This window comes from Bacillus sp. PAMC28748 (genome assembly GCF_014250415.1).
GTDB classification, from domain to species: Bacteria; Bacillota; Bacilli; order Bacillales; family Bacillaceae; genus Bacillus; species Bacillus licheniformis.
This window is the reverse complement of record NZ_CP060192.1, coordinates 3,868,629-3,890,829: the sequence shown is the minus strand read 5'-3', so window position 1 is coordinate 3,890,829 and position 22,201 is coordinate 3,868,629. Positions and strand designations below refer to the sequence as shown.

The window sequence follows — 22,201 nt, the reverse complement described above, 5'->3', positions numbered from 1 at the left end:
GTTTTTAAAAAAGAAACATGTCAGTGGGAAAATCTAAACTGTAGCTACAGCAAACAACAATGTAATTTTTAAGGTAAGACTTTATCGATATGAAACTTTAGAAATCTAACCCGTTATTCTAAAAATAATAAGGTACTTGATTAGAGTATCCCCCTCAACATATGAAAAATGTACCTGATGGAGTAAATTTTTCAAAAGGGATAAAAAAAGTTAGAAGTGGAGGACGCTTTTAAAGCATCCTCCCTTACATTTTTGGGGGGCGCGGAGTTGGTTTGTGTATACAATAAATGATTTTACTTCCTCTTCGTCTTTTTCAGCTTCTCCTTCTCAGCCCGATAAAACTCATGAAACATCTTCATCAGCGCGCGTTTCTCAATCCGTGATACATAGCTCCGCGAAATCCCGAGCTCTTTCGCGATTTCGCGCTGCGTTTTTTCTTTCTTCAAATCAAGGCCGAAGCGGCCGACGATGACTTCTTTTTCTCTGCCGTCCAGGATGTCGATGTATTTTTTTACTTTTTCAAGCACCATGTTGAGCTGGATGGTATCGATGACATCCTCATTTTCAAATTTCAAGATATCAATTAAAGAAATTTCGTTGCCACTCACAGGTTATCCGTTTTTGTTGCGTTAAAGTATTAAAATTTTCTTGAGGTTAAAAAAGATCACTAATGCTTTTCTGTCATTTCTAAAAAAATTTAAAATCAAAAACTGCTGTACACATCGCATTATTATAAAATCAGCATGCTCATACTGTTTTTGAATGAGCAAAAGGGAGGCTTGGGTCAATTTGAAATTAAGAAGTGTATTGTTTAAATTAGATTTTAGTAAAACAATTTTCGGATTTTTCTTTATATTCATATTGATATTGATATTGATATGGAAAATCCGGAAGCGTATGTAATATTCTTATGGTAAAATTATAATATTGAAAAATTTAAAAAAGAGGTTGATGTCATGGTAAATTTCAGAAAACTCAAATCGAAAAAAACAAAACCGAAGTCAATTGAACCAACTGAGATATTCAGAAGATTACCCAAACCAGAAGGAATTAATGATTTGTATACAAGTCAAACTGAAATACTCCAAAAATGGTTTGACCGTAGAAATGAGCGGGATATAGTACTTAAGTTACATACAGGAGGCGGTAAGACTTTAGTGGGCTTACTTATTGCACAATCTACCCAAAATGAAACTGGTGAACCAGTTCTCTATTTAACCCCCACTACACAACTGGTTAAGCAGACACTTGAAAAAGCTGATAAATTAGGTATTCCTGCTGTACCATACGTAAAAGGTGGGCCTCTTAACAACGATTTTGTTAATGGGAAAGCTATTATGGTCGGGACATATAAGGCATTATTTAATGGAAAAAGTAAATTTGGTCTTCGAGGTGAAGCAAATCCGCAGAAGATAGCCGCAGTTATTCTTGACGATGCACATGCTGCTTTTTCAGTGGTTCGTGATTCGTTTACTCTTAATGTGGAAACTAAGGATAATTATACTCGTTATTCAGAGCTAGTTGACCTGTTTCGAAAATCTTTTAAGGATATTGATAAACTTGGGACATTAGAAGATATAGTTTCAGGTTCTGATTATTCAATTCTAGAAGTACCCTATTGGGCTTGGCATGAACAATTAGATGTGGTTAGAGAGCAACTAAAGTCTGATTCGGATAAGTACGGTTTAGTATGGCCGTTGTTAAGAGATCAACTTCATCTCTGTCACGCACTTGTCAGCAAAGATGCTTTTACAATCACACCCATTCTTCCTTTAGTAAATGCATTTCCAACCTTTTATGAAACACCCAGGAAAATTTATATGTCAGCAACTATCGCAGACGATAGTGAAATTATTCGAACTTTTGATGCAAATCCTGATTCTGTTAAAAATGCTCTTCAATCTCGATCCTTGGCAGGTGTAAGTGAGCGAATGATTCTTATACCTGAATTAATGTCATTTGAGTTCCAACAGGAGCATAGTGAAGGAATTATTAAATGGGCAGCTGATAAAAAAGAAGTTGGGTCGGTTGTTCTTGTTTCATCGGATGAAGCGGCAAAGGTTTGGTCCAAAGTGGCAACTGTCGCAAAGGGGTCAAAAGAAGTCGAAAGATTGGTTACACAATTGCAAGAGGAAAAGATTAGAGGTCCTGTTGTCTTCGCCAATCGGTACGACGGAATTGATTTGCCTGGTGACTCTTGTCGAATACTACTTATGAATGGTTTACCATCAGGAACTTCTAATTACGAGCTTTTCAAAGCAAGTGCCTTTTATGGGGGGACAACTATCACTCGCGTGTTAGCTCAAAGAATTGAGCAAGGAATAGGCAGAGGAGCTCGTGGAGCAGGGGATCATTGTGTAATTTTATTAGTGGGAAGTGATATTTCATCTTGGGTTGCAAAGGATGCAAACTTTCAATTTCTTACTAGTGCAACCAGAGCTCAATTAGATATAGGTATAGAAGTAAGTAAGGAAATAGAGAGTGCGAGAGACTTAGTAGAAACTATTCAAAGAAGTATTGACCGAGATAAAGAATGGACTGAATATCATGCTGAAACTCTTGCTGAGCTGGTCGATGAAGATGCATCTAATGATTTTTACCTTACTCAAGCTAAAGTGGAAAGGAAAGCAGTAAATCTTTGGAATGACGGTTATCATGAAAAAGCAATTGCTAAACTTGAACAAGTAGTAGATGACGATAAACAAGCTCATGATATACAAATGCGTGGATGGTTTCAACAATTAGCGGCTCGTATAGCAGATAGATGGGGTAACAAGGAAAGAGCTTTAGACTTACAGCGTCAAGCCTTTGCCAGTAATAGAAACTTAATTAGGCCAAGAAGTCTTACACCATATCGGCCTTTATCAGTACCAACATCGCAAGCAAGAGCAATTGCTCAGAAAATAGGGGGCTATCGACAGCGTCAAGGGTATTTAAAGTCATTCGAGGAAGTTGTAGCGAATTTGCATCAAGATGCAACAGCTAATCGATTTGAACAAGCTCTTTGCGATTTGGCTTCCATGATAGGACTTAGCTCTGAGCGTCATGATGTTGACGGTGAAGGCCCAGATGTACTTTGGCTATTGCCAGAACGAGTTGGATTTGTTATTGAAGCAAAGAGCAGAAAAAAAGAAAAAAATGCATTGACAAAGGAACAACACGGGCAACTTCTGGTAGCTGCTGAGTGGTTTGCAAAAGAATATCCAGAATACAAGTGTGTAAGAGTCAGTGTGCATCCAAAGAATCAGGCTACCCGTTCTGCTGTAGCAGGAGCCTCACATGCACTTACATATGAAAAGCTTATGTCTTTGGTTGCAGATGCCCGTACATTTTTATCTTCACTTTGCGAATCACAGCTTAATACTGAAATGCTAGAGGCAGAATGCAATCGACTGTTAGAAATTTCAAATCTTCGTTCTGATCATATTGCAAAAAACTATTTGATACCTTTTGATATTCAAGCTTGAGTGATTTCACATTGAAATTTTGCTAGTTAATTTGCTTATTATTTTGGTAGTATATCAGTGTCTAAAGGCGCATATTCCAATTTTTAAGCATTTTTTACTGAATGTGTTGTTAAAAGCTGAATAATCATTTTGTTCTAAGAAAATGAGGTCAATAAATATCAGATAAACCAAATTGTTAAGGAGAATTCAAGATGTTAAAAAAAGAAAGGGAATCAGATGGTCTTTTGTATTATGGGGAGGAGGGTTATTAACTTTAATATTATTACTAATAGTATTCATGATGGCAGGGGATTTTGCTGTCTCTGTTCATATTTTAATGCTTATTGGTTATGTGATTTTTGCAATTCCGATTTATGTATTTTTTTATTATCCAATTAAACCTAAAAGAGATAATTTATATTTATGGTTAGATTCACCTTACGGAAGAGATGAGGACCTTATTTCTGATCTATCAAAAATTCCAGTTAATAATACGTTAACAAATTTAGATACATTATCAAGAAGATTGTTAGTTTATGCTAATTTTGATGTGAAAAAATTGAGGCTATTAAAAGCGTACTTTAGGACTCTTTATGCAGAAAGTCAGGGCGAAACGTTTTTAAAGGCAGCTTTTGCAATTTTTTGTGGTCCTGTTATCATTTACGCGTTAAATAACTTTGACTCATTAATGCTCTTTAAACCCATAGAGTTTCAAGACGTGAATCCAACATTTTTGACATTATTTAATATTTTGGCTGCTATATTTTATCTATGTGGTTTCTTATTTAAAATGATAAGAGGTATTACGACAAATAAAAAAAGAAATCGTTTAGTCGAAGAAGTTATTGATGCTTGTATTAGCAATTTAAAAGATTAGACCCTGAGAAGTTTATTGGCAAAAAATCTTACTAATATTTAATACTAGCGGGGCAACCCTGTGAAGGTTCAAGTCCTTTCGACCGCATCATAGGAATACCAAGGGTTTAATTCCCCCCTTGGTATTTTTTGTTATACTTTCGTTTATTTTTTACTCCAGTTACTTAAAGTAAGTTTTTATAAGAAAAATAGTATACTACCTTAAATTTTCATAAAAATGGTAGATTGGAAACTCCATCAGTTTTTCTTTGTCTTCAGCCTCAAGGGAATTAAATATTCTCTGAGCCTTCACTTTACTTTCTAATAAGACTTCACATGCGAAACTTAATGTTTTGTCCGTAGCACTCTCAGCTCTATCTTGTATATCCAAGATATCAGCTTGTTCTTCTTCTGACAGTTTATAACCCTTTATGAGCTTAATTAGGTAAATATTGACCTTTGGGATGTCCTCTGTTAAAAATTTCGAGAGGTGTCGTTGATTTAGATCAAGAGCAAGGTCTAAATATTTCTCATCATGGAATTTATTATAATAATTTATATAGTTTAATGAAGTATTAATTGTTAAGTGAGCTTTGATATCATGGTGTTTATCAGAGAAAGATAATTTAACTATTTCAAAATCAAAGTTAGCATCTTTCGCCATCTCCTCAACGTTTTGAGCTGAATAAATACTAACTCGTTGATAATAATCCTCCCAATTATCAGGTAAACTGACAGGAATCTTATCATCTTGATCATGTTCTCTAAGAAGATCTGTTTTCGGTAATAATCCACCTATTGTTGTTAAAACTTCATTACTGTAAAAGTTAATGAAGTTATCACCAGTGAAAACTAATCTTACTCTTACGTAATCAGAAAGATTAATTGCGTATAACCTCATGTTTTCTAGTTTTTCTTGATTATTGATGTTTAGCAACTTATATTGTTTCTTCTTAAAAACTTTAATTATGCCATTGAATAACGACGATAAATTCTCATCTTTATTAAATACATAATTTTCGTTTATTCCAATTTGACTGCAAACGTCTATTAACTCTTTGTGCGACTTAATGTCTTCTTCAATAGTCTCTAACTTCTTTTTATTGTCTAACCTCAACTGTAACTGGAAAGACTGAAATGGGAGTTTATCGTGTACCATGAAATAGTTTATTATTTGCAAACACTTCATATATGAACCTAGTGTTTTCAATTTACCTAATTTAAAAGACCCGGCTATTTTTTCTTTTTGCAATTCAATACTCAAAGTGTCTTCTATGACAACTTTGTGATAATCTTCCGTCTCAATTATTTCGTAGGTAATATTAACTTCCTCATCATTTAATCGTATACTCTCTGTTTTAACACTTTGTATTTTGGTTAATTGGGCTACGTCTATAGGTATCCCTATATTGTCTGCTGTGAACCCATAAACATAGGCAGTCCTTTCAAATAAATCAGAATAGTCATTGTTTATATCGGAGATGTCCACTTTATAACTTGTGAAATTCATTTGCTCACTAACCTCAATATATTGTTGGGGCTGTTTTTTTACGATATTTATAAATCTATTACACAGAGGTTCTAAAGCGCCCTTATCTAACTTTTTGAAGTCTAGGGTAATAGACTTTTTTCCGTTTTTATCAAGTTCTACTAAGAGCATTTTTAAATCGAATGGAGCCAACATTCGATAATATGCTTGCCTTTTTAGTGTAGTTGGATTTATTGTTACAACAAAGTAAAATACGCCCACACCAAATTTATAATAAACTTCTATGTCTTCTTTCTTTACAGGGTGTTTTATTTTGTCTCTTTTGTGAATTTTTTTAAATGTCGTAGTTCCTTTAACTTGTACTCGAACTTCACCAACAACATTTGATTTGACTAGGTTTTTATTGTTATAAACAAGAATCTCACCATCAAAAGAGATCCCCTTATCATTCCAAGTAATGTTACTAACCAAGTGGAATGGTGGTTGAAGTGTTAAATTGTTGATTTCTAAGCAAGCCAAATGTTCAATAATTGTTGTATCAATTTTGTCATGATTTTTTTCATTACGCTTTTTTATCATTAAAGTATCTCCTTAATATTATTAATTAGAAGTCCATAAACGATAACCTTTATTGTGGGCTTATGCCTGTGATAGTTTAAGACTCTCATATTAATAATACCAAGGATTACAATTTCTTTGGAATTTTTTGTTTCAGGATGTGAAAGTATTGATATGATGATATAACTGAAAGAAATATGAAGTGAGACAAAAAATAAAGAGAGAAGAGAGTATGAATATGGAGTTTAACTGAATTCTATTAATAGTGTTGAGTTAAATAACTAACGCCAACTCACCTTGAAGACGAAAACAGTGCGCATTTTGTGCCCAAAATGAATATAAACCATTGTAAATGGACGTAGTGAGTGACTTGAAATGCTTGAAATAATAGGTTTTTATTAGTAATAATCTCCCGCTATTGCGTGCCTAGTGAAAGAAATAGAAGCCGGAATTTTAGACCGGCCTCTACGACATCACTTCCCCTTCGCCTTCTTCCGCTTCTCCTTCTCCGCCCGGTAAAACTCATGAAACATCTTCATCAGCGCACGTTTCTCAATCCGCGACACATAGCTCCGCGAAATCCCGAGCTCTTTCGCGATTTCACGCTGCGTTTTTTCCTTTTTCAAATCAAGGCCGAAGCGGCCGACGATGACTTCTTTTTCTCTGCCGTCGAGGATATCGATGTATTTTTTGACTTTTTCAAGCTCCATATTGAGCTGGATGGTGTCGATGACGTCTTCGTTTTCTGCTTTCAAGACATCGAGGAGAGAAATTTCAATGCCACTCACAGGTTATCCGTTTTTGTTGTATTAAAGTAATAAAGAATCTTTAAGTTTAACGTAAGTTTTTGGGCATGCCGAGATGTGAAAACAAAGAAATTTCAGTTTCTCTTTCCAATATTCGGGAGACGATTTAATCAAGCTCGATCTATTTCGCCCTGATCAAGAAAAAAGTGAATACTTGGGTACGTTATGGACGGTTTCAGAGAACGGTACGGCTCGTCAGCACTTCTACACGAAGTTTCTTATACAAACGCCTGAACCGCACGATTTAGATTAAAGCTAGAAAGGAAAATTGTGTATGCTGCGGGACAGAGGAGTATCAAATGGGTGTCAATGATGTTACCGGAACACGTTGAATTGATCAAAGAATATCATGAAGGTCTTGATAAGGTTAAAAAGCCGGTTTTAGATGAACAAAAATATGACGAACTCAATAATAAAGTAATCCGTGATGCGATGGAAGAGAATAAACTTTTGCAATTTTTCTTTTATCAGATTTCAGAAGAGAGAGAAGATAAAAGAGTTGACTGGACATATCCATTATATTGATACCTTAAAGTGAGAGCTATGAGCCTTACAGATTAAAGATGTATTATAAGTAGATAACATTATCGGGATCGAATCAAGCACTCTCTTCTAAAGCTCTTATCCAAGTATAGGGCTGATTCACTTGTGTTGAATAAAAGGAATTGATAGCTGTTCAATTTCAGAAAGGTCAATTAAGTTTTCTAACCAGGACTTAATTGACCAAAACAGAGAGAGGGTCAAGGTAATAGATGGGACACAAAGTATTTATTCTTTTAAGAAATTTTCGGCTAAACAAAGCCCCCCCATTAAGACACCAGCTACAAAAAAACCAATCGTAATTTTCCAATCAAAAAGGAAGTAAGAAAACAAAGTACTGATAAAGGTGTAAATTAACCAAATTAAAGGTGGGCTTTTTTGTTTCAAGATCATCCATCCCTTTCAGCTCAATATTTTTCAGCATCGTTCTGTTTCCAGAAATAATCAGAAAAAACGCCTGCAAAAGCCTCCATTGAATTGTCTAGCTCTTGCATATTGTTATCTACTCCACCAGCTTCTAATAAAATAGAGTGCTTGGACAAATCTTGATTATAGAGGCCATTCCCTGCATCTCTCCCTTTCGCTAGTACACCTCTGCTTATTCCAGGGTATTTTTTTTCTAGTTCTTTATGAAGATTTTTTGCAAATTCTAGATTTTCTTCGTAGTTAGGATTTGCTTTGCCTATAACAAAAACCAAGCGAGCATAACTCTTACCTTTTATATTAATCGTAGTTTTCTCTTTTCTAAGTGCATCTCTATGAATATCGATTGCATATGTTAAATCTTTATTTGTTGCAGTTGCTTCTTTAACAAGTGAACGGGAATAGCGATATGATTGATTGGCGTTCCATCCTCTATTATGAAGTTTTTCAGTTGCATTTACAGTACTTTGTTCAACACCAATTCCTTTACTTTCTAGGTTTTGTTTTAATTTTTTCCCCACCCCTATAACATTAACTCTTTCATCAGAACTAACTGCATCATCTGGCGTATTTGCATTCTTAAGAAGAGGAAGGAAGGATTCCCAGCTGTGAGTATGATAAAGGTAAACAACTTTTCTTCCGTTAGTGGTCTGAGAAGGTTTTGGGTTCGAATCTTTATTTTCTTTACTATCCTCTGTCAACATTTCTTGTGAAACTTCTTTTTCTTTTAGCAATACTTCCATTGGGGGTGAAGACTCTTCAGGTAGAGTAGTGAAATCTGTCCCTTGTCCAGCGACTTCAATTTTCGTATCAAATTCTGAAAACCCCGGAATTTCTTTTCCTAAGAAGGTTCTGTAGTCATCGGGTTTTACATTGGTCATTAATTGAAAAGCTAACTTAGTTATTGAAATGTCCTTTAATGGATTTTGATTTGCTGCAAAATATTTATTTTCACTGGCTAGAAAATAGTGAAAAACCTTTTGAGAATCGGTTTCTCTTAATGCAGTATTCATAAAGTCCGCTGAGATTCTAATTGAAAGAAACGTTGTCATCAATCCTATGATTATAAACAAACCAACAAAGGATAAAATCCCTGCTTGAATATAAAGGAAGACATATCTCTTTTTTCCCTTTCTTTTCATAATGCCCCTCCTAAAAAACGATTTCCTTGTAAGTATATGAAAGAGTAAGAGGGAATAGAATCATAAATAGACAAGTTTCAAAAAACAACCCTTTTCGAACCAAATTTCCCTTTTATTTTTTTTATATGAAAAAAAAGGATTTTTTGTAGTCTTGAAGAAATGAATACAAAGAACTTATTTCTTTGCTGAAAGGGTGGGATTGGATGGAGTTAATTTTTTTCATACAATGTTTCTTTAGTGTAATGTTCTCAATCTCTTTTATCGTTAAATTGAAAAACATTAGCGGTTTCATCGAAACAGTCTCTTCCATAATAAGCAATCTTTTTGTTGTAAAAATTTCCGCATACTTTTTCCTTATCTTAGAGGCGTTAGCAGCGATAACAATAGCATTTAATACTACCAAGCTTTTTGGTGAAGTGATCATTTTGATGTTATTGCTGGCATTCTTAATTAGCAATCTATTGGTTCAATTTAAAAAGCAGAAAATCAAATGCAATTGTTTTGGGAAACTAAGTGAAGAATTTCTTGGTGACAAGGTTTCATATTATCGTATAACAGTTTTAGGTCTGTTACTGGGAACTCTAATTTTTTTTAGAAGGTCCCAAACAGGTATTGAACTCGTTCCTCTTAATACGACTCTAAATCTATTCTTATCAAGTATTGCTGTCATGCTTACATACTTTTTAATTAATACTTACATACATTTAATGTATATGAGGAGGAATAAATATTGAGTGAAACAATTCTAATGATCTCCCTGTCTTTTTTAGTTATAACAGTTGCATTCTTGGTACTGCAACTTTATAGGAATATGCTAAGAACAAAGAAGCAACAGGGATTATTAAAAAGTGACGAAGGACTACCGAAAGGAGAAACTTACCCAATCACCACATTAAAAACGATTGTGGGGCAAGAAGTGACTATCTCAAAAAAGACACGAGGAGTTATATTGATCTTCACTTCATATGGATGTAGTGGTTGTAAGAGAGTTTACCCATTTCTTGAATTACTTAAGAAAGAGTATCCCAAAATACAATTTGAACTAATAATGTTAGCGAACAAGAAACAGGCACAAGAAACTATATCTTTATATAATTTAGAAGATTGGTCAGTATCAATAATCGACCATGAACACTTACATACCCTTGGAATAACCGGTTTTCCTTTTTCTTACTTAATTTCAAATGAAGGAAAAGTAATCGAAAAGGGTTTGATAAATTATAAAAAAGATATTGACTTTTTAGTATCTATGTTACAAGTAAAAAAAATATCTTAATATATTCAGAACTTGAAAGGGGGTGAAAAAATGGAGAACGAAGAACTTAATCTTGATTTTGCACCTCAAGATGCAGACTGCTGGTATATTTATTGCTCCACTAACACTTGTGGACCAGGAAGACAAGCTACAATAGAATATTGTAATGGACCAGATAGAGTGCCTTATAAACAGCATTGTGGATGTGGGTACTTCGCGTAAAATAAAGGGGGTCGGGTATTAATCCGATCCTCTCTTAAGAGGTTAAAATTGTGATTACATACTTTTTGAAATCTTTTCATTTAATTTTCAAAACTAATAAGCTATGGATTTTTGGTTCTCTATTTATTCGTATCTTGAATGGATTGTTTCCTGTATGTGAATTATGGATACTTACTAGACTTGTTAACGAAACAGCAAGTATCATAACAGACAAAAAAGACAACGTTTTTACATTACTCCTCTTATTATTTATACAATTAATAATTATGATATCTAGGTCTGCTTGTGTTCATATCATGAATGTATTAGACAAGGATATGGAATTAAAATTGAATCTTAAGTTGGGAAACATGATCATTGAAAAATCCATGAATTCCCCCTTCTTTTATTTTGATATGCCTGAGTTTTATAACCATCAATTTAGGATTAACAACTATGGGCCCAGTTTTTTAAGGCCGATCAGCAACTCTATGCATGTACTGCAATTATGTATAACAATTGTTTCGTATATAGGCTTTTTGTTCTTTATTCACTGGGGACTTGTCGTCTTAGGGATCCTAGCATCAATTCCTGCCTTCATCATCCAATACAAGTTTGGTTACTCAAATTTCAATTTGAATAGGCTCCAATCCGGATTAATGAGAGAAGCAAGCTATATCAATTCCTTATTTTGAAACAAACAAAGCGTTAAAGAGATCAAATTATTTAGATCAGGGAATTTTTTAATTAATAGATGGAGGAATCTCACCACATCAAACAATAAAAAAATGTTAAAGCTTTTTTTAAAACAAAATAGGGCAAACATAGGATTGGACTCTCTGACCGCTGTTCTTTATTCCATGTCTGCAGTTTTAATGGTCTGGCTGTTGAAATTAGGAAAAATGAATATAGGAAGCTTTGTATCAACTGCACAAGCAATTCAGGGACTACAAGGAACTGTTAACCAAACATCACATTTATTAGCTTCACTTTTCGAAAGCAATCTCTATATAAAAGACTTTTTTGATTTTATTGAATATCAAAATGAAGATGATGCAAAAAAAGAAAAGTTAGAAAAAAACATTGTAAATAAATCGGATACAGCAAATATCTCACTTAAGCATGTTTACTTTAAATATCCACTAAGCAACGGTTACTCTCTGAAGGACATTAATTTGGAAATAAAGGATAAAGAAAAAGTTGCGATTGTAGGTCATAATGGTTCAGGAAAAACTACATTGATTCAATTGATTACCGGTCTATATAAACCCACTGCTGGAAACATCTTTTTAGAAGGGAAAGATTTATGCCAAATAGACGAAAATGAGTTAAGTGAGTATGTGAGCGTTGTTTTCCAAGATTTTGTTAAATATGCCTTGTCAGTTAAAGAAAATATTGCTTTAAGCGATATTAGTCAAATAGACAATTTAAACGAAATTAAACAGACTGCATTTTTAAGCGGAGCAGACAGCTTTATAGAGGCATTGCCTAATGGTTATGATACGACTTTGGGAAAAGTGCTCCCGAATAGTATTGATATCTCAGGAGGTCAGTGGCAGCGGATAGCTCTTGCTAGATCAATTTTCAAAAAATCAAAATTAATAATACTGGATGAGCCAACTGCTGCTCTAGATCCTAAAACAGAGGCCTATGTCTTTGAGAAATTTAGAGAATTGACCGAGAATAAAACAGCTATTTTTATTTCACATCGATTAGCTTCGGTTAAGATGGCAGATCGAATTATTCATTTAAAAGATGGTCAGATTTTAGAAGAAGGCAGCCACAAAGAGCTTATGGCGTTAAAGGGTGAATATTATAATATGTATATGTCCCAGGCTAAGTGGTACGATGGGCAAAGAGAGGAGGTTATCTCCTAAGTTAGTGGCAGCTAGATAGGGAGGCCAGTCTATTTCCTGCAGTTATCAAAATGAGACTGAAAATGAAACGAATACCGGCTTCGATCGATGAAAGTGGGCTGTCTCAGTGCAGGGTTAAGGGCTTGATGACGACTAATTACATAATGGTCAAATAAGTTTTCTAAACCAAACTCAATTGACCTTTAGCGATGTTAAAGCCTATTATTTTGGGGGAGAGGCGCTATAATACTTTTAAATTTAACCCGTTATCCTTAAAAATAATGAAGAACTCGATTAGAGTATCCCCCTCACCATATAAAAATTAATTTAGATTAGCTAACATTTTTGTTGGAAATGTTCCTGCTTGAGTGAAACTTACAATACTGTTAGTGTTGTGGTTGGTTCAAACGTTACTTTTTAACAGGCTTAAAAGTGGTTAGAAGTGGGGGAGTTTTTAAAGCATCCCCCACTTACATTTTCTGAATAATTAGAACAGAAACACAATGAATGAATTTCACTTCCTCTTCGTCTTCTTCAGCTTTTCCTTCTCCGCCCGATAAATAAACAAAAAGAAAGCATAGAAAAAACAATTTCAATAATCCCTGTATGATGTCAACGCCAGATGTTAATGATACATGTTGAACTTTTTAAATGAAGAGTACAGCTGAAATTTTTCCATAGGGGTTGGTGAAAGTGGTAATACCTAATGTTGGTGAAAGTACACGGATCTGTTTACAGACATGGATGGGTACTTATGTTTGCGCGGAGAATGGTGGCGGTGATTTGGTTGTGGTTAACCGCCCAGAAGCTAAAGAGTGGGAAACCTTTGAACTCAACCGTTTGGATGAAGACCACATCACACTTAAAGCACATAATGGCCAATACTTATGCGCTGAAAACGGTGGTGGAACAATCATCGTTGCGAACCGAGGAGAAGCACATGAATGGGAGAAATTCGGTCTGTTCATCGATCATAATGGACTTGTGTCCCTGTCAGTACATAATGGCCAGTTCCTTTGCGCTGAGTCAACAGGGGTACTTATGGCAAATCGAAATGAACCAAAAGAATGGGAAGCTTTCCGGATCGTCGATCCTTCAAACTCGAACATTGAACAGACACGGATCGAAGTTAATGTATACAAGATCGTTTCTGCTCCCTTCTGGCATACTGGGACTGTCATTGATGGTCGTGAGTACTATTTCCAGGATAACAATCAGGTTGAGACTTGCAATCCAAGCGGAATGGATCTTAAACACCATCGTACAATGGTACGTATCGTACCTGGTAACTTGGATAAAGCAAAGGCGACTCTCGAGTCAGTCATTAATCGATGGAACGGCACAAGATATGACGTAGCTGGTCACAATTGTAACTTTTTCACTGACGATCTTATTAAATCTCTTGGTGCCCCTGGCCTCGATCAAGAATACCTCAATGCTAGTGGCTTGGCCAAGGGATTGAGGCAAGTACCCGGGGGAGCCACTGTGCAAGAGTTAATTGTCAAGTGGCCTATCACTGACAAACGACTTGATCAGGCCTTCATGGATGATTTACAGCGACTTGCACGTTTGCCAGATGATATAAGAAAAGAGATTGTCCGTTTCTTTGATCGTATTCGTTTTCCGTGGTCATGGTGAATTATTTTGGACAGATTCACTAACAAATTATCTTGCAGTGATCATGATAGATGTGCTGTGAAAAACGAAAATAACATTATAGTAGCAAGACCGAAGAAGATGTATTACAGGAGGTGAAACAATGTATCAATCAATACATAACTCACAAATGTTTATGTTCATATGTGTTTGCCTTATATCTTTATGCGGTATTACGGCTGTAGTATTGGGATTGCGAAAAAAAAGTAAAGGCTAATTTAATTTACAAAAGAAAAAGAGGCCAGGTTAGTATAACTCCGAGCCTCATCATCGATCTCATTTCCCCTTCGCCTTCTTCCGCTTCTCCTTCTCCGCCCGGTAAAACTCATGAAACATCTTCATCAGCGCCCGTTTCTCAATCCGCGACACATAGCTCCGCGAAATCCCAAGCTCCTTCGCAATTTCGCGCTGTGTTTTCTCTTTCTTCAAATCAAGGCCGAAGCGGCCGACGATGACTTCTTTTTCTCTGCCGTCCAGGATGTCGATGTATTTTTTCACTTTTTCAAGCTCCATGTTGAGCTGGATGGTGTCGATGACGTCTTCGTTTTCCGATTTGAGGACATCAATCAAACTGATTTCGTTGCCTTCTTTGTCCTGGCCGATCGGGTCATGGAGTGAGACGTCTTTTTTCGTTTTTTTCAATGCGCGCAAATGCATGAGGATCTCGTTTTCTATACAACGCGCCGCATAAGTGGCGAGCTTAGTTCCTTTTCCGGCTGAATAGCTTTCGATTGCTTTGATCAGCCCGATCGTTCCGATGGAAATCAGGTCTTCTGCATCCTCGCCTGTGTTTTCGAATTTTTTGACGATGTGGGCGACCAGCCGGAGGTTATGTTCGATCAGCATGTTTCTCGCGTGTTCATCCCCCTGGGCCATCAGCTCCAAGTACTTTTTTTCGTCACTGCTTGACAGCGGTTGTGGAAAGGCATTGTTTTTCACATATGATACTAAAAAAACGAGTTCCTTGATGACATAACCGAGCGCTGCAAAAACACCTGTCATTAACGGCACCTCCACAAAATGTATGTAGGCAGAAGCCTATATGTAAATGTATGTGGGAGGGGGGATGTCTGTGTCTGTACCCGGCAAAATTGCCGGACTGCCAAATATTCCGGCGTTCTGTTCGGCATGAAGCCGCTTGTTTTCGCCGGAAAGGGCGACCGTTGCAATCGCTTCCATTTTTTAGCCGTTTACAAAAGTTAACAAGAGCGGGATAATAAAGGTAAGGGGGTGAGGGTGCCGGACGGTTCACCATATCGTAAACGCTATCAACCAGCCGGTCCGGTGCGGCAGATGAAAAACAAACGTCTGTTCATACTTTCGTTGATTGTGTTGAGCGTGGTCATGATCGGAGTTCAGGAAACCTTCCCAAACCTGCTGACGACAGGGTTAATGACTGTCGTTATTGCGGCGGCAGTTTTTAATATTTTAAAAGAATCGCTGAATAAAAAAGATGAAACACACAGCAAATGAGGCGACAGAAAGCGACGGTGCTTCTATCGCCAATAGGAAAACCGGCTCAAAGTGGTGAGCCGGTTTTCTTATTTGTTATTCTTTCAGCGCTTTTCCCATGCCTTTTAAAAATTGCAGGCCGAAGCCGACGGCCCGGTTGATGTCCGGATCGTTCATGGCTTTCAGCAGATCGAGGACTCCGGTTTTTTTATCGCTTTTTAAAAAGTCCTCTCCTTGTTTTGTGCCGGCGACGATGCTTTCTACAAGTTTCCCCATGACTTCCGGTTCGGCTTTGGAGAGAGCGCCGCCTGCTGCAATGGCTGTATTCATCAGGTTTTTGGCCGGCTCTTTGGACAGCTGGCCGAGGACGATTTTGGCGATGTCTTCCTTCGCGCCGATCATGCTGTCTGCGGCATCAAGGATCCCGAGGCCGTTCAGTTCGCCGAGAAGCTTCATCGTTTTTGAAACGGCGGCTTCCTGTTCAGCCAAAAGGGCTTTGAGTTCTTCGAGTTTTTCAAGCTTTATTTGCTCCTCAGATTTTTCTTCTTTGCGGATGGCGGTGATGGGAGCTGCCATGTGTGATGACCTCCTTTTGATTTAGTCTGTTAAATGAACGTACCCCGGACGCTTCCATTTCCGCTCGACTTCAGCCCCGTTTTGCGGATGGCGTTTCTTATTGCGCGGATTTGTTTTCGGAAGCGGCGGTTCTGCACATCCGCCGAGCACTTCCATACGAACCTTGGTCTGCTTGTAAGCCGGTGTATTGGTGCGCGCATCTACTGCGGGACCGGTCAAGAAATTGATCGCCGATTCTTTATCTGTCGAGTTCATCGGCAGATAAAGTTCGTTCGCTCTGACCCGGTCTGTCACAAGCGCCGTTAATTTTACGGCGCCAAACGGCGAGATCAGCCTGACCTGCGATCCGTCGCAGATGCCCCGTTCTTTGGCGAGCTCAGGCGAGACTTCCACAAAGACGTCCGGCACTTTTGCCTGGATGCCTGCCGATTTGTTTGTCATATTGCCTTCGTGAAAATGCTCCAGCATTCGGCCGTTGTTAATGTGAAGGTCGTACTCCTCAGGAAATTCGGCGGGCTCTGCCCAGTCTGCGATGGCAAAGCGCGCTTTCCGGTCAGGAAAGTTAAAGCCGTCTTCATACAAAAGAGGCGTGCTTTCTCCGGTCAAGCTGCCCCACAGGAAGCTGTTCCATCCTTCAATTGCGTCATAATCCGCCTTGGAGAACAGCGGAGACAGGCTTGCCATTTCTGAAAAAATGTCGCCAGGGTGGCTGTAACTCCAGTCAGCTCCAAGCCGGTTTGCGATGTCTTGAATGATAACCCAGTCCGGCTTCGCATCTCCGAGCGGCGGGAGCGCCTGATACAACCGCTGGACACGTCTTTCCGTGTTTGTAAAAGTTCCATCTTTTTCAAGAGAAGCTGACGCAGGCAGAACGACGTCGGCGTATTGAGCTGTTTTCGAAAGGAACACATCCTGAACCACAAGGAATTCAAGGCTTGATAAAATGTCATGGACCCGGTTTGCGTTTGAATCGACTAAAGCCATATCTTCTCCGACGATATACATGGCTTTCATTTTGCCTTCTTCAACGGCGTGAAGCATTTCAATGTTGTCAAGTCCGGGCTCCTCGTCGATTGTTGTGCCGTAAGCTTGTTCGAACTTTTTCCGCGCTTTGTCATCTGTAATGTGCTGATATCCCGGAAGCCAGCCGGGAAGCGTCCCCATGTCGCAGGCGCCCTGGACATTGTTGTGGCCGCGGAGCGGGTAAGCTCCTGCGCCCGGGCGGCGGTAATTCCCGGTAGCTAAAAGCAGGTTTGAAATCGCTGCGGACGTGTCGGAACCGCCCGTGTTTTGGGTGACCCCCATTCCCCAAAGAATGCATGTACCGTCGGCGTCGCGGATCATCTCAGCGATTTGAATCAGCGTCTGTTTATGGATGCCTGTAATTTTTTCTGCATATTCAAGGGTGTATGTCTCAAGAGATTGCTTATATTCCTCAAAGAAATTGACGTTTTCATCGATAAACGCCTGATCGTGCCAGCCCTGGTCGATCATATACTTTGTCACGGCCATCAGCCATACTTGATCAGTTCCTTGCCGCGGTCTGATGAACAGATCCGAGCGTTCGGCCATTTCGTTTTTGCGAAGATCGGCGACGATCAGCTTTTGTCCGTGAAGCTTATGGGCGCGCTTCACGCGGGTCGCCAGTACCGGGTGGCCTTCGGCCGGGTTGGCGCCGACGATGATGACGAGGCCTGCTTTCGCGATGTCTTGAATGGTGCCTGCATCGCCGCCCATGCCGACCGTGCGGAACAATCCGTCTGTTGCCGGAGACTGGCAGTAGCGCGAGCAGTTGTCGACATTGTTAGTGCCAAATACTTGCCGCGCCAGCTTTTGCATTAAGTAGTTTTCTTCATTCGTGATTTTTGAAGACGAAATAAATCCGACTGCGTCTTTTCCGTTCTGCTCCCGAATCGAGCCTAATCTGCGGGCAACGTAGTCAAGCGCTTCTTCCCAAGTCGATTCGACAAATTCGTTATTTTTGCGGATCAGCGGTTTGGTTAAACGTTCTTCCGAATTGACGAAATCCCATCCGAATTTCCCTTTCACACACGTCGAGATGGCATTGACTGGAGCTTCTGAAACCGGCTGAATTTTTAAGATGTCACGGCCTTTTGTCCATACTTCAAATGAACAGCCGACACCGCAGAACGTACAGACGGTTTTTGTCTTTTTGGTCCGCTGTGAACGCATCGCCGCCTCGACTTCTGAAACGGCAAAGATGCTGCTGTATCCCGGCTCTACATCTTTGACAAGGTCGATCATCGGCTCCATGACATCCGGTTTGATGCCTGTCATGAAACCGGCTTTTCCAAGCATTGATTTTTCCATTAACGCATTGCACGGACAGACCGTGACACACTGCCCGCAGCTGACGCATGAGGATTCGTTGATTGATACGCCTTCATCCCAGATTACCCGCGGCCGTTCAAGCTCCCAGTCAATCGAGAGCGTCTCATTGACCTGCAGGTTTTGGCAAACTTCAACACATTGTCCGCAAGCAATGCACTGATTCGGATCATAGCGGTAAAAGGGGTGTGACATATCGACGGCGCAAGACGGGTCTTCTTTAGGCGTGTAAGGGTATTTCTGGTCTTCGATTCCCATCATTTCTGCCGTATTATGTAGCTTACAGTTCCCGTTGTTGTTGTCGCATACCGTACAATAGAGCAAATGATTTTCGAGCAGGCGGTCCATTGCTTCTTTTTGTGCAGCTTTGACCCGTTCTGCTGACAGGCTGATCGTCATTCCGTCTTCAGCCCGCAGGGAGCATGCCCGTTTTAATTTTCCGTCTGCTTCCACAATACACGTATCACACGTTTGAATAGGATCCGTCTCTGGTACATGGCATATTTGCGGGTGTTCAAACCCGTTTTTGTTCAATATGTCTAAAACGGTTGCCCCGGCCACTGCTTCAAATTCTTTGCCGTCTATCCGGATACTGATTGGCTTTCCGTCCATCTTCATTTCCCTCCATCATGTTCAAAATCAAAAAAGCCATGTACATATATACCGATTTCCGGCGCGGGAAATCGGTATAAACATACATGGCGGAATAGTTTACTAGCAAAGCTTACTAACAGACCAATCCTATATTGTCAGATTCGATAGATTCATAACACGACGGTATTACAAATCCATCAGCCCGGCTTTAATTATAAAGTGATATTGATTATAATTCAATAGAATAGGAAAATTTTAACCAAGTGAAATGTCTAAGGGGACATCGAGACAGGTGTAAGGTTTTAAACGGAAGGGGTATGCATGATGTCTAAAAAAATCCATGAATTCAACGATATGATTCGCAAGCTTCGAAAAGAGCTGTTTGGCAAGGGGCCTGAACGGATACGAACGGTCTTTGTCGACAATATGGCAGTTTCGACACTGTACGGCAATTTGACGGCGAGCGAGCAGTTTATCGCAAGCACGCCGGAGGGAAGGGAAATGGTGCATGCGGCAAGGACGACCCTGATTCAGAAACACTACTCCAATCACGTGCCGGAAGGAATGGAGGAGCTTATCGGAGCGAAGCTAGAGCACCTTTTTACGGACATCAAAATTCAGGAGGATATTGCAGTGTCTGTTTTTATCTTTGACCGCAATATTGAAGGCGTCGCCGAATCAGCCGGCGGGGCTTGATGATCTGTCTCAAGTTCGAGGGGGAGTCATGATGATTGAACTGAAATCGAGTGAAAAACGAAAAGCAAAGGCTTTGTTAGCGGAAGAAAGCCCGACATTCGCGCATGCGATAGCCGAAGGAATCATCGAAGGAAACGTCTATGTCGATGATTTCCTCACACCGGCCACTGCTCTTTTTCGAACATCTTCCGGGATTTATTATGTCGCTGGAAACCCTCCGGACAGCGGAAGAAGCGAGTGGCTCCATTATTTAAATGAACAGAGGAGCGGAGCGCGCTTTACCGTGTTTTCGGCTTCTGAAGAGTGGGACGCTTTTTTAATCGGGGGGCTTGGCGATCCTCTGCAGCAAATGGAGCGCGTGTCATTTTTCCTCGGAAAAGAGGAGCGTGATTGCGGCGCAGCATTTGCCGGGGTAGAAAGATTTACTGAAGATGACCTTCAAAAAAGCGCGAATTTTACTGAAAAATACGCTGATGAGTATTGGGGAGGGGCCAGCCGTTTTTTGAAGAACTGTTTCGGGTTTAAAGTGTTGCATGGAGGTGTGGTCGCAAGCGAATGTGTCACCATTTTTTGTTCGGAACGCTTTGCCGAAGTTGATATCGCAACACACCCGGATTACAGGGGGCGGGGATTTGCAGTCAGCTGCGCCAGCGCCTTTATCGCACATGCAATAAAGAACCGTTTGAAACCGCGTTGGGATTGCGACCGGCAAAACCGCGCATCGATCCGCCTCGCTGAAAAATTAGGTTTTCGACCTGTCAAAACTTATTCTTTATTTGTCGGAAAACCGTGAACCAATACGAATGTTTTTAAACAGGGGGGACAGGTTAAAGGCATAGCAAGGACTGGATGCGGCAGGATGACAAAGAGTTCTCCCGTTGAAAGTGCGGCTTCTCTCCTATATGATCGTAGTATTGGCTTTTGGAGGTGGAACGAATGAAAAAAAGCTTGGTGATGGTTCTCGTTTTTCTGCTTCTGCTTTCAGGCTGCGGAGAGGACGATCCCAGAAAAGTCGTAGCATTTGGAGACAGCAATACACGCGGCTCAAATTGGCAGTTTCGCGATTATCCAAAAGCGGAAAAGTGGGTCAATTTACTTCAGACTTCCCTTCAAGGGCAGTACAAAATAAATAATGCAGGAATAGGCGGAGAAACGACGGAAGACGCCAGGTTTCGGTTCAGGAAGGATGTGCTGGACAAGCAGCCGGCATATCTTTTTATCATGTTCGGAACAAATGATGCAGCAATTCTTACGAAAGGGCTGCCGCGCGTATCCAAAAAAAGGTTTAAAGAAAACCTTTATTATTTTGTTAAAGAAAGCCGCCGCCGCGGGATAGAGCCGGTTTTAATGACGTGCCTGCCGATCGTCGAAGGAAGCGGGGACAACATCTTTTATTATGCAAGATACCGGGCTTCTTCGTTTGAAAAATACGGTGGAGCGCGTAAATGGCACGATTCCTATAATGACGTCACAAGGGAAACGGCGCGGGAACTTGATGTTCCGCTTATCGACAACTGGAAAAACATCGTGAAAAAAGCGGGCGGAGCTACAGATGAAAAGCTGATCCATTCGGGGTTTATCGACCCATCGGGAAATCACTTAACCCCAAAAGGCGCGCGAATTATTTTTGAAGGAATTAACAAAAGCAAAATCATAAAAACGTCTTGATTTAAGTAAAAGGCCTAGCCATTTCTCCTTTTTCTTCATAGGCTGTTACTATAACAGACCAAAGGAGGAATGATGCGATGGGATATCCTTTTCCCGCTGGTCCGTGTTCGTACCCGGCTTATCCCGGATATGCAGGCGCCGCATACGGATATGCGTTCGTTGTCGTCCTTTTAGTCGTCCTGCTGGTCATCGGCGGGTTCTACTGGCTTAGTCCTCGCGGATTCTTCAAATAGCACCTCTTTTATAGAGAGGTGTTTTTTCATGAAAAACAGTAGTAAGCGTATTATTCAAGTGATATAATATCAACCTAAGTGAAAAAAAGCGGCAAGAGCGCCCGGGAGTGCTTGAGCTATGAAGAGACGGAAAGCAGATGACCGAGCGACCTTCTTTTGATTTCGGTTTCAATCAGCTCGATGAATTCGCGGTTCAAATTCATCTCATTTGCTTTAATGTATGATTCTATTAAAAGTTCATCAGACAGCTTTTTCATACTCGGTACCCATTTAATGGGGAAGACACCTCCTCATGAAAATTGGAATAACCTGTTTGGAATAAGCATAAAATGTTAAGTTATATGATCTTTGTTTGAAGTACCTATAATCTATCATGAATATTGGGCGAGAACAATCGTTCTGTTAT

Annotated in this window: 19 protein-coding genes and 2 pseudogenes; 12 read left to right on the top strand and 9 right to left on the bottom strand. The window is 39.5% G+C overall.

Annotated elements, in window-relative coordinates; genetic code table 11:
- Positions 1-293: 293 nt before the first annotated feature.
- Positions 294-602 (bottom strand): annotated as a pseudogene (locus H7F26_RS20125) (sigma-70 family RNA polymerase sigma factor); the annotation flags it as partial.
- A gap of 354 nt (positions 603-956) precedes the next feature.
- On the opposite strand from H7F26_RS20125, the gene H7F26_RS20120 reads away from it, so the two are divergent.
- Both H7F26_RS20120 and H7F26_RS20115 read left to right on the top strand, forming a co-directional pair.
- Positions 957-3,467 carry a DEAD/DEAH box helicase gene (locus H7F26_RS20120; RefSeq protein WP_061565978.1) on the top strand — a complete coding sequence of 837 codons (2,511 nt, stop codon included), beginning with the start codon at positions 957-959 and terminating at the stop codon, positions 3,465-3,467.
- A gap of 172 nt (positions 3,468-3,639) precedes the next feature.
- Positions 3,640-4,323: a hypothetical protein gene (locus H7F26_RS20115; RefSeq protein WP_126043048.1), complete on the top strand. Its 684-nt coding sequence runs from the start codon at positions 3,640-3,642 to the stop codon at positions 4,321-4,323.
- A 195-nt stretch (positions 4,324-4,518) separates the two neighbouring features.
- Here H7F26_RS20115 and H7F26_RS20110 read toward each other — a convergent pair whose 3' ends face one another.
- Together H7F26_RS20110 and H7F26_RS20105 are read right to left on the bottom strand one after the other, a co-directional pair.
- Complete coding sequence (locus tag H7F26_RS20110) at positions 4,519-6,369, bottom strand: DUF4365 domain-containing protein (protein WP_017474337.1); 1,851 nt, start codon at positions 6,367-6,369, stop codon at positions 4,519-4,521.
- A 452-nt stretch (positions 6,370-6,821) separates the two neighbouring features.
- Positions 6,822-7,130, bottom strand: a pseudogene (locus H7F26_RS20105) (sigma-70 family RNA polymerase sigma factor); the annotation flags it as partial.
- A gap of 333 nt (positions 7,131-7,463) precedes the next feature.
- On the opposite strand from H7F26_RS20105, the gene H7F26_RS20100 reads away from it, so the two are divergent.
- The gene (locus H7F26_RS20100) at positions 7,464-7,679 is read left to right on the top strand and encodes a YolD-like family protein (protein ID WP_225315882.1); all 216 of its coding nucleotides are present in this window, start codon (positions 7,464-7,466) and stop codon (positions 7,677-7,679) included.
- A gap of 243 nt (positions 7,680-7,922) precedes the next feature.
- On the opposite strand, the gene H7F26_RS20095 is transcribed toward H7F26_RS20100, so the two are convergent.
- Together H7F26_RS20095 and spoIIP are read right to left on the bottom strand one after the other, a co-directional pair.
- Entirely contained in the window at positions 7,923-8,081 is a 159-nt protein-coding gene (locus H7F26_RS20095) for a hypothetical protein (protein WP_153915838.1), read from the bottom strand.
- 20 nt (positions 8,082-8,101) lie between these two features.
- Entirely contained in the window at positions 8,102-9,259 is a 1,158-nt protein-coding gene (gene spoIIP, locus H7F26_RS20090; RefSeq protein ID WP_003186689.1) for a stage II sporulation protein P, read from the bottom strand.
- Positions 9,260-9,462: 203 nt separating this feature from the next.
- Here spoIIP and H7F26_RS22305 point away from each other — a divergent pair, with 203 nt between their 5' ends.
- The 4 genes from H7F26_RS22305 (at position 9,463) to H7F26_RS20075 (ending at position 14,209) form a co-directional block, all read left to right on the top strand.
- Positions 9,463-9,993 (top strand): MauE/DoxX family redox-associated membrane protein, encoded by a 531-nt coding sequence (locus H7F26_RS22305; protein ID WP_025808060.1) that lies wholly within the window; start codon positions 9,463-9,465, stop codon positions 9,991-9,993.
- On the top strand, positions 9,990-10,535 hold the full coding sequence (locus H7F26_RS20085) for a TlpA family protein disulfide reductase (RefSeq protein ID WP_017474332.1): 546 nt from the start codon (positions 9,990-9,992) through the stop codon (positions 10,533-10,535). Before H7F26_RS22305 ends, H7F26_RS20085 begins: the two co-directional genes overlap by 4 nt.
- 968 nt (positions 10,536-11,503) lie before the next feature.
- Positions 11,504-12,592 (top strand): ABC transporter ATP-binding protein, encoded by a 1,089-nt coding sequence (locus H7F26_RS22100; RefSeq protein ID WP_017474330.1) that lies wholly within the window; start codon positions 11,504-11,506, stop codon positions 12,590-12,592.
- Positions 12,593-13,264: 672 nt separating this feature from the next.
- Positions 13,265-14,209, top strand: coding sequence for a DUF7910 domain-containing protein (locus H7F26_RS20075; RefSeq protein WP_017474328.1), 945 nt, complete (start codon positions 13,265-13,267; stop codon positions 14,207-14,209).
- A 294-nt stretch (positions 14,210-14,503) separates the two neighbouring features.
- Here H7F26_RS20075 and sigK read toward each other — a convergent pair whose 3' ends face one another.
- Entirely contained in the window at positions 14,504-15,229 is a 726-nt protein-coding gene (sigK, locus tag H7F26_RS20070) for an RNA polymerase sporulation sigma factor SigK (RefSeq protein ID WP_003183729.1), read from the bottom strand.
- 234 nt (positions 15,230-15,463) lie between these two features.
- Here sigK and H7F26_RS20065 point away from each other — a divergent pair, with 234 nt between their 5' ends.
- Positions 15,464-15,700, top strand: coding sequence for a hypothetical protein (locus H7F26_RS20065; RefSeq protein ID WP_003183727.1), 237 nt, complete (start codon positions 15,464-15,466; stop codon positions 15,698-15,700).
- A 75-nt stretch (positions 15,701-15,775) separates the two neighbouring features.
- Here the strand turns inward: H7F26_RS20065 and H7F26_RS20060 are convergent, their stop codons facing one another.
- Both H7F26_RS20060 and fdhF read right to left on the bottom strand, forming a co-directional pair.
- The gene (locus H7F26_RS20060) at positions 15,776-16,255 is read right to left on the bottom strand and encodes a helical membrane plugin domain-containing protein (protein ID WP_003183725.1); all 480 of its coding nucleotides are present in this window, start codon (positions 16,253-16,255) and stop codon (positions 15,776-15,778) included.
- Positions 16,256-16,276: 21 nt separating this feature from the next.
- Positions 16,277-19,216 carry a formate dehydrogenase subunit alpha gene (fdhF, locus tag H7F26_RS20055; RefSeq protein ID WP_003183723.1) on the bottom strand — a complete coding sequence of 980 codons (2,940 nt, stop codon included), beginning with the start codon at positions 19,214-19,216 and terminating at the stop codon, positions 16,277-16,279.
- 306 nt (positions 19,217-19,522) lie between these two features.
- Here fdhF and H7F26_RS20050 point away from each other — a divergent pair, with 306 nt between their 5' ends.
- The 4 genes from H7F26_RS20050 to H7F26_RS20035 all read left to right on the top strand — a co-directional run bounded on the left by H7F26_RS20050 (position 19,523) and on the right by H7F26_RS20035 (position 21,795).
- Positions 19,523-19,894, top strand: a complete 372-nt coding sequence (locus tag H7F26_RS20050) for a Na-translocating system protein MpsC family protein (protein WP_011198135.1) — start codon at positions 19,523-19,525, stop codon at positions 19,892-19,894.
- Between the two features lie 28 nt (positions 19,895-19,922).
- Entirely contained in the window at positions 19,923-20,687 is a 765-nt protein-coding gene (locus tag H7F26_RS20045; protein ID WP_003183718.1) for a GNAT family N-acetyltransferase, read from the top strand.
- Positions 20,688-20,830: 143 nt separating this feature from the next.
- Positions 20,831-21,562, top strand: a complete 732-nt coding sequence (locus H7F26_RS20040) for an SGNH/GDSL hydrolase family protein (protein WP_003183716.1) — start codon at positions 20,831-20,833, stop codon at positions 21,560-21,562.
- Positions 21,563-21,639: 77 nt separating this feature from the next.
- On the top strand, positions 21,640-21,795 hold the full coding sequence (locus tag H7F26_RS20035) for a hypothetical protein (protein ID WP_003183715.1): 156 nt from the start codon (positions 21,640-21,642) through the stop codon (positions 21,793-21,795).
- Positions 21,796-21,911: 116 nt separating this feature from the next.
- Here H7F26_RS20035 and H7F26_RS20030 read toward each other — a convergent pair whose 3' ends face one another.
- Positions 21,912-22,052, bottom strand: a complete 141-nt coding sequence (locus H7F26_RS20030; RefSeq protein WP_003183713.1) for a sporulation histidine kinase inhibitor Sda — start codon at positions 22,050-22,052, stop codon at positions 21,912-21,914.
- Positions 22,053-22,201 lie beyond the last annotated feature (149 nt).

Excerpts from the sequence above, each read along its gene's own strand:
- H7F26_RS20060 (WP_003183725.1), bottom strand. The coding sequence starts at position 16,255 with ATGGCAGCTCCCATCACCGCCATCCGCAAAGAAGAAAAATCTGAGGAG.
- H7F26_RS20100 (WP_225315882.1), top strand. The coding sequence starts at position 7,464 with ATGATGTTACCGGAACACGTTGAATTGATCAAAGAATATCATGAAGGT.
- H7F26_RS22305 (WP_025808060.1), top strand. The coding sequence starts at position 9,463 with ATGGAGTTAATTTTTTTCATACAATGTTTCTTTAGTGTAATGTTCTCA.
- H7F26_RS20035 (WP_003183715.1), top strand. The coding sequence starts at position 21,640 with ATGGGATATCCTTTTCCCGCTGGTCCGTGTTCGTACCCGGCTTATCCC.
- H7F26_RS20045 (WP_003183718.1), top strand. The coding sequence starts at position 19,923 with ATGATGATTGAACTGAAATCGAGTGAAAAACGAAAAGCAAAGGCTTTG.
- H7F26_RS20110 (WP_017474337.1), bottom strand. The coding sequence starts at position 6,369 with ATGATAAAAAAGCGTAATGAAAAAAATCATGACAAAATTGATACAACA.
- H7F26_RS22100 (WP_017474330.1), top strand. The coding sequence starts at position 11,504 with ATGTTAAAGCTTTTTTTAAAACAAAATAGGGCAAACATAGGATTGGAC.
- H7F26_RS20040 (WP_003183716.1), top strand. The coding sequence starts at position 20,831 with ATGAAAAAAAGCTTGGTGATGGTTCTCGTTTTTCTGCTTCTGCTTTCA.
- H7F26_RS20050 (WP_011198135.1), top strand. The coding sequence starts at position 19,523 with ATGTCTAAAAAAATCCATGAATTCAACGATATGATTCGCAAGCTTCGA.
- H7F26_RS20120 (WP_061565978.1), top strand. The coding sequence starts at position 957 with ATGGTAAATTTCAGAAAACTCAAATCGAAAAAAACAAAACCGAAGTCA.
- sigK (WP_003183729.1), bottom strand. The coding sequence starts at position 15,229 with ATGACAGGTGTTTTTGCAGCGCTCGGTTATGTCATCAAGGAACTCGTT.
- spoIIP (WP_003186689.1), bottom strand. The coding sequence starts at position 9,259 with ATGAAAAGAAAGGGAAAAAAGAGATATGTCTTCCTTTATATTCAAGCA.
- H7F26_RS20030 (WP_003183713.1), bottom strand. The coding sequence starts at position 22,052 with ATGAAAAAGCTGTCTGATGAACTTTTAATAGAATCATACATTAAAGCA.
- fdhF (WP_003183723.1), bottom strand. The coding sequence starts at position 19,216 with ATGGACGGAAAGCCAATCAGTATCCGGATAGACGGCAAAGAATTTGAA.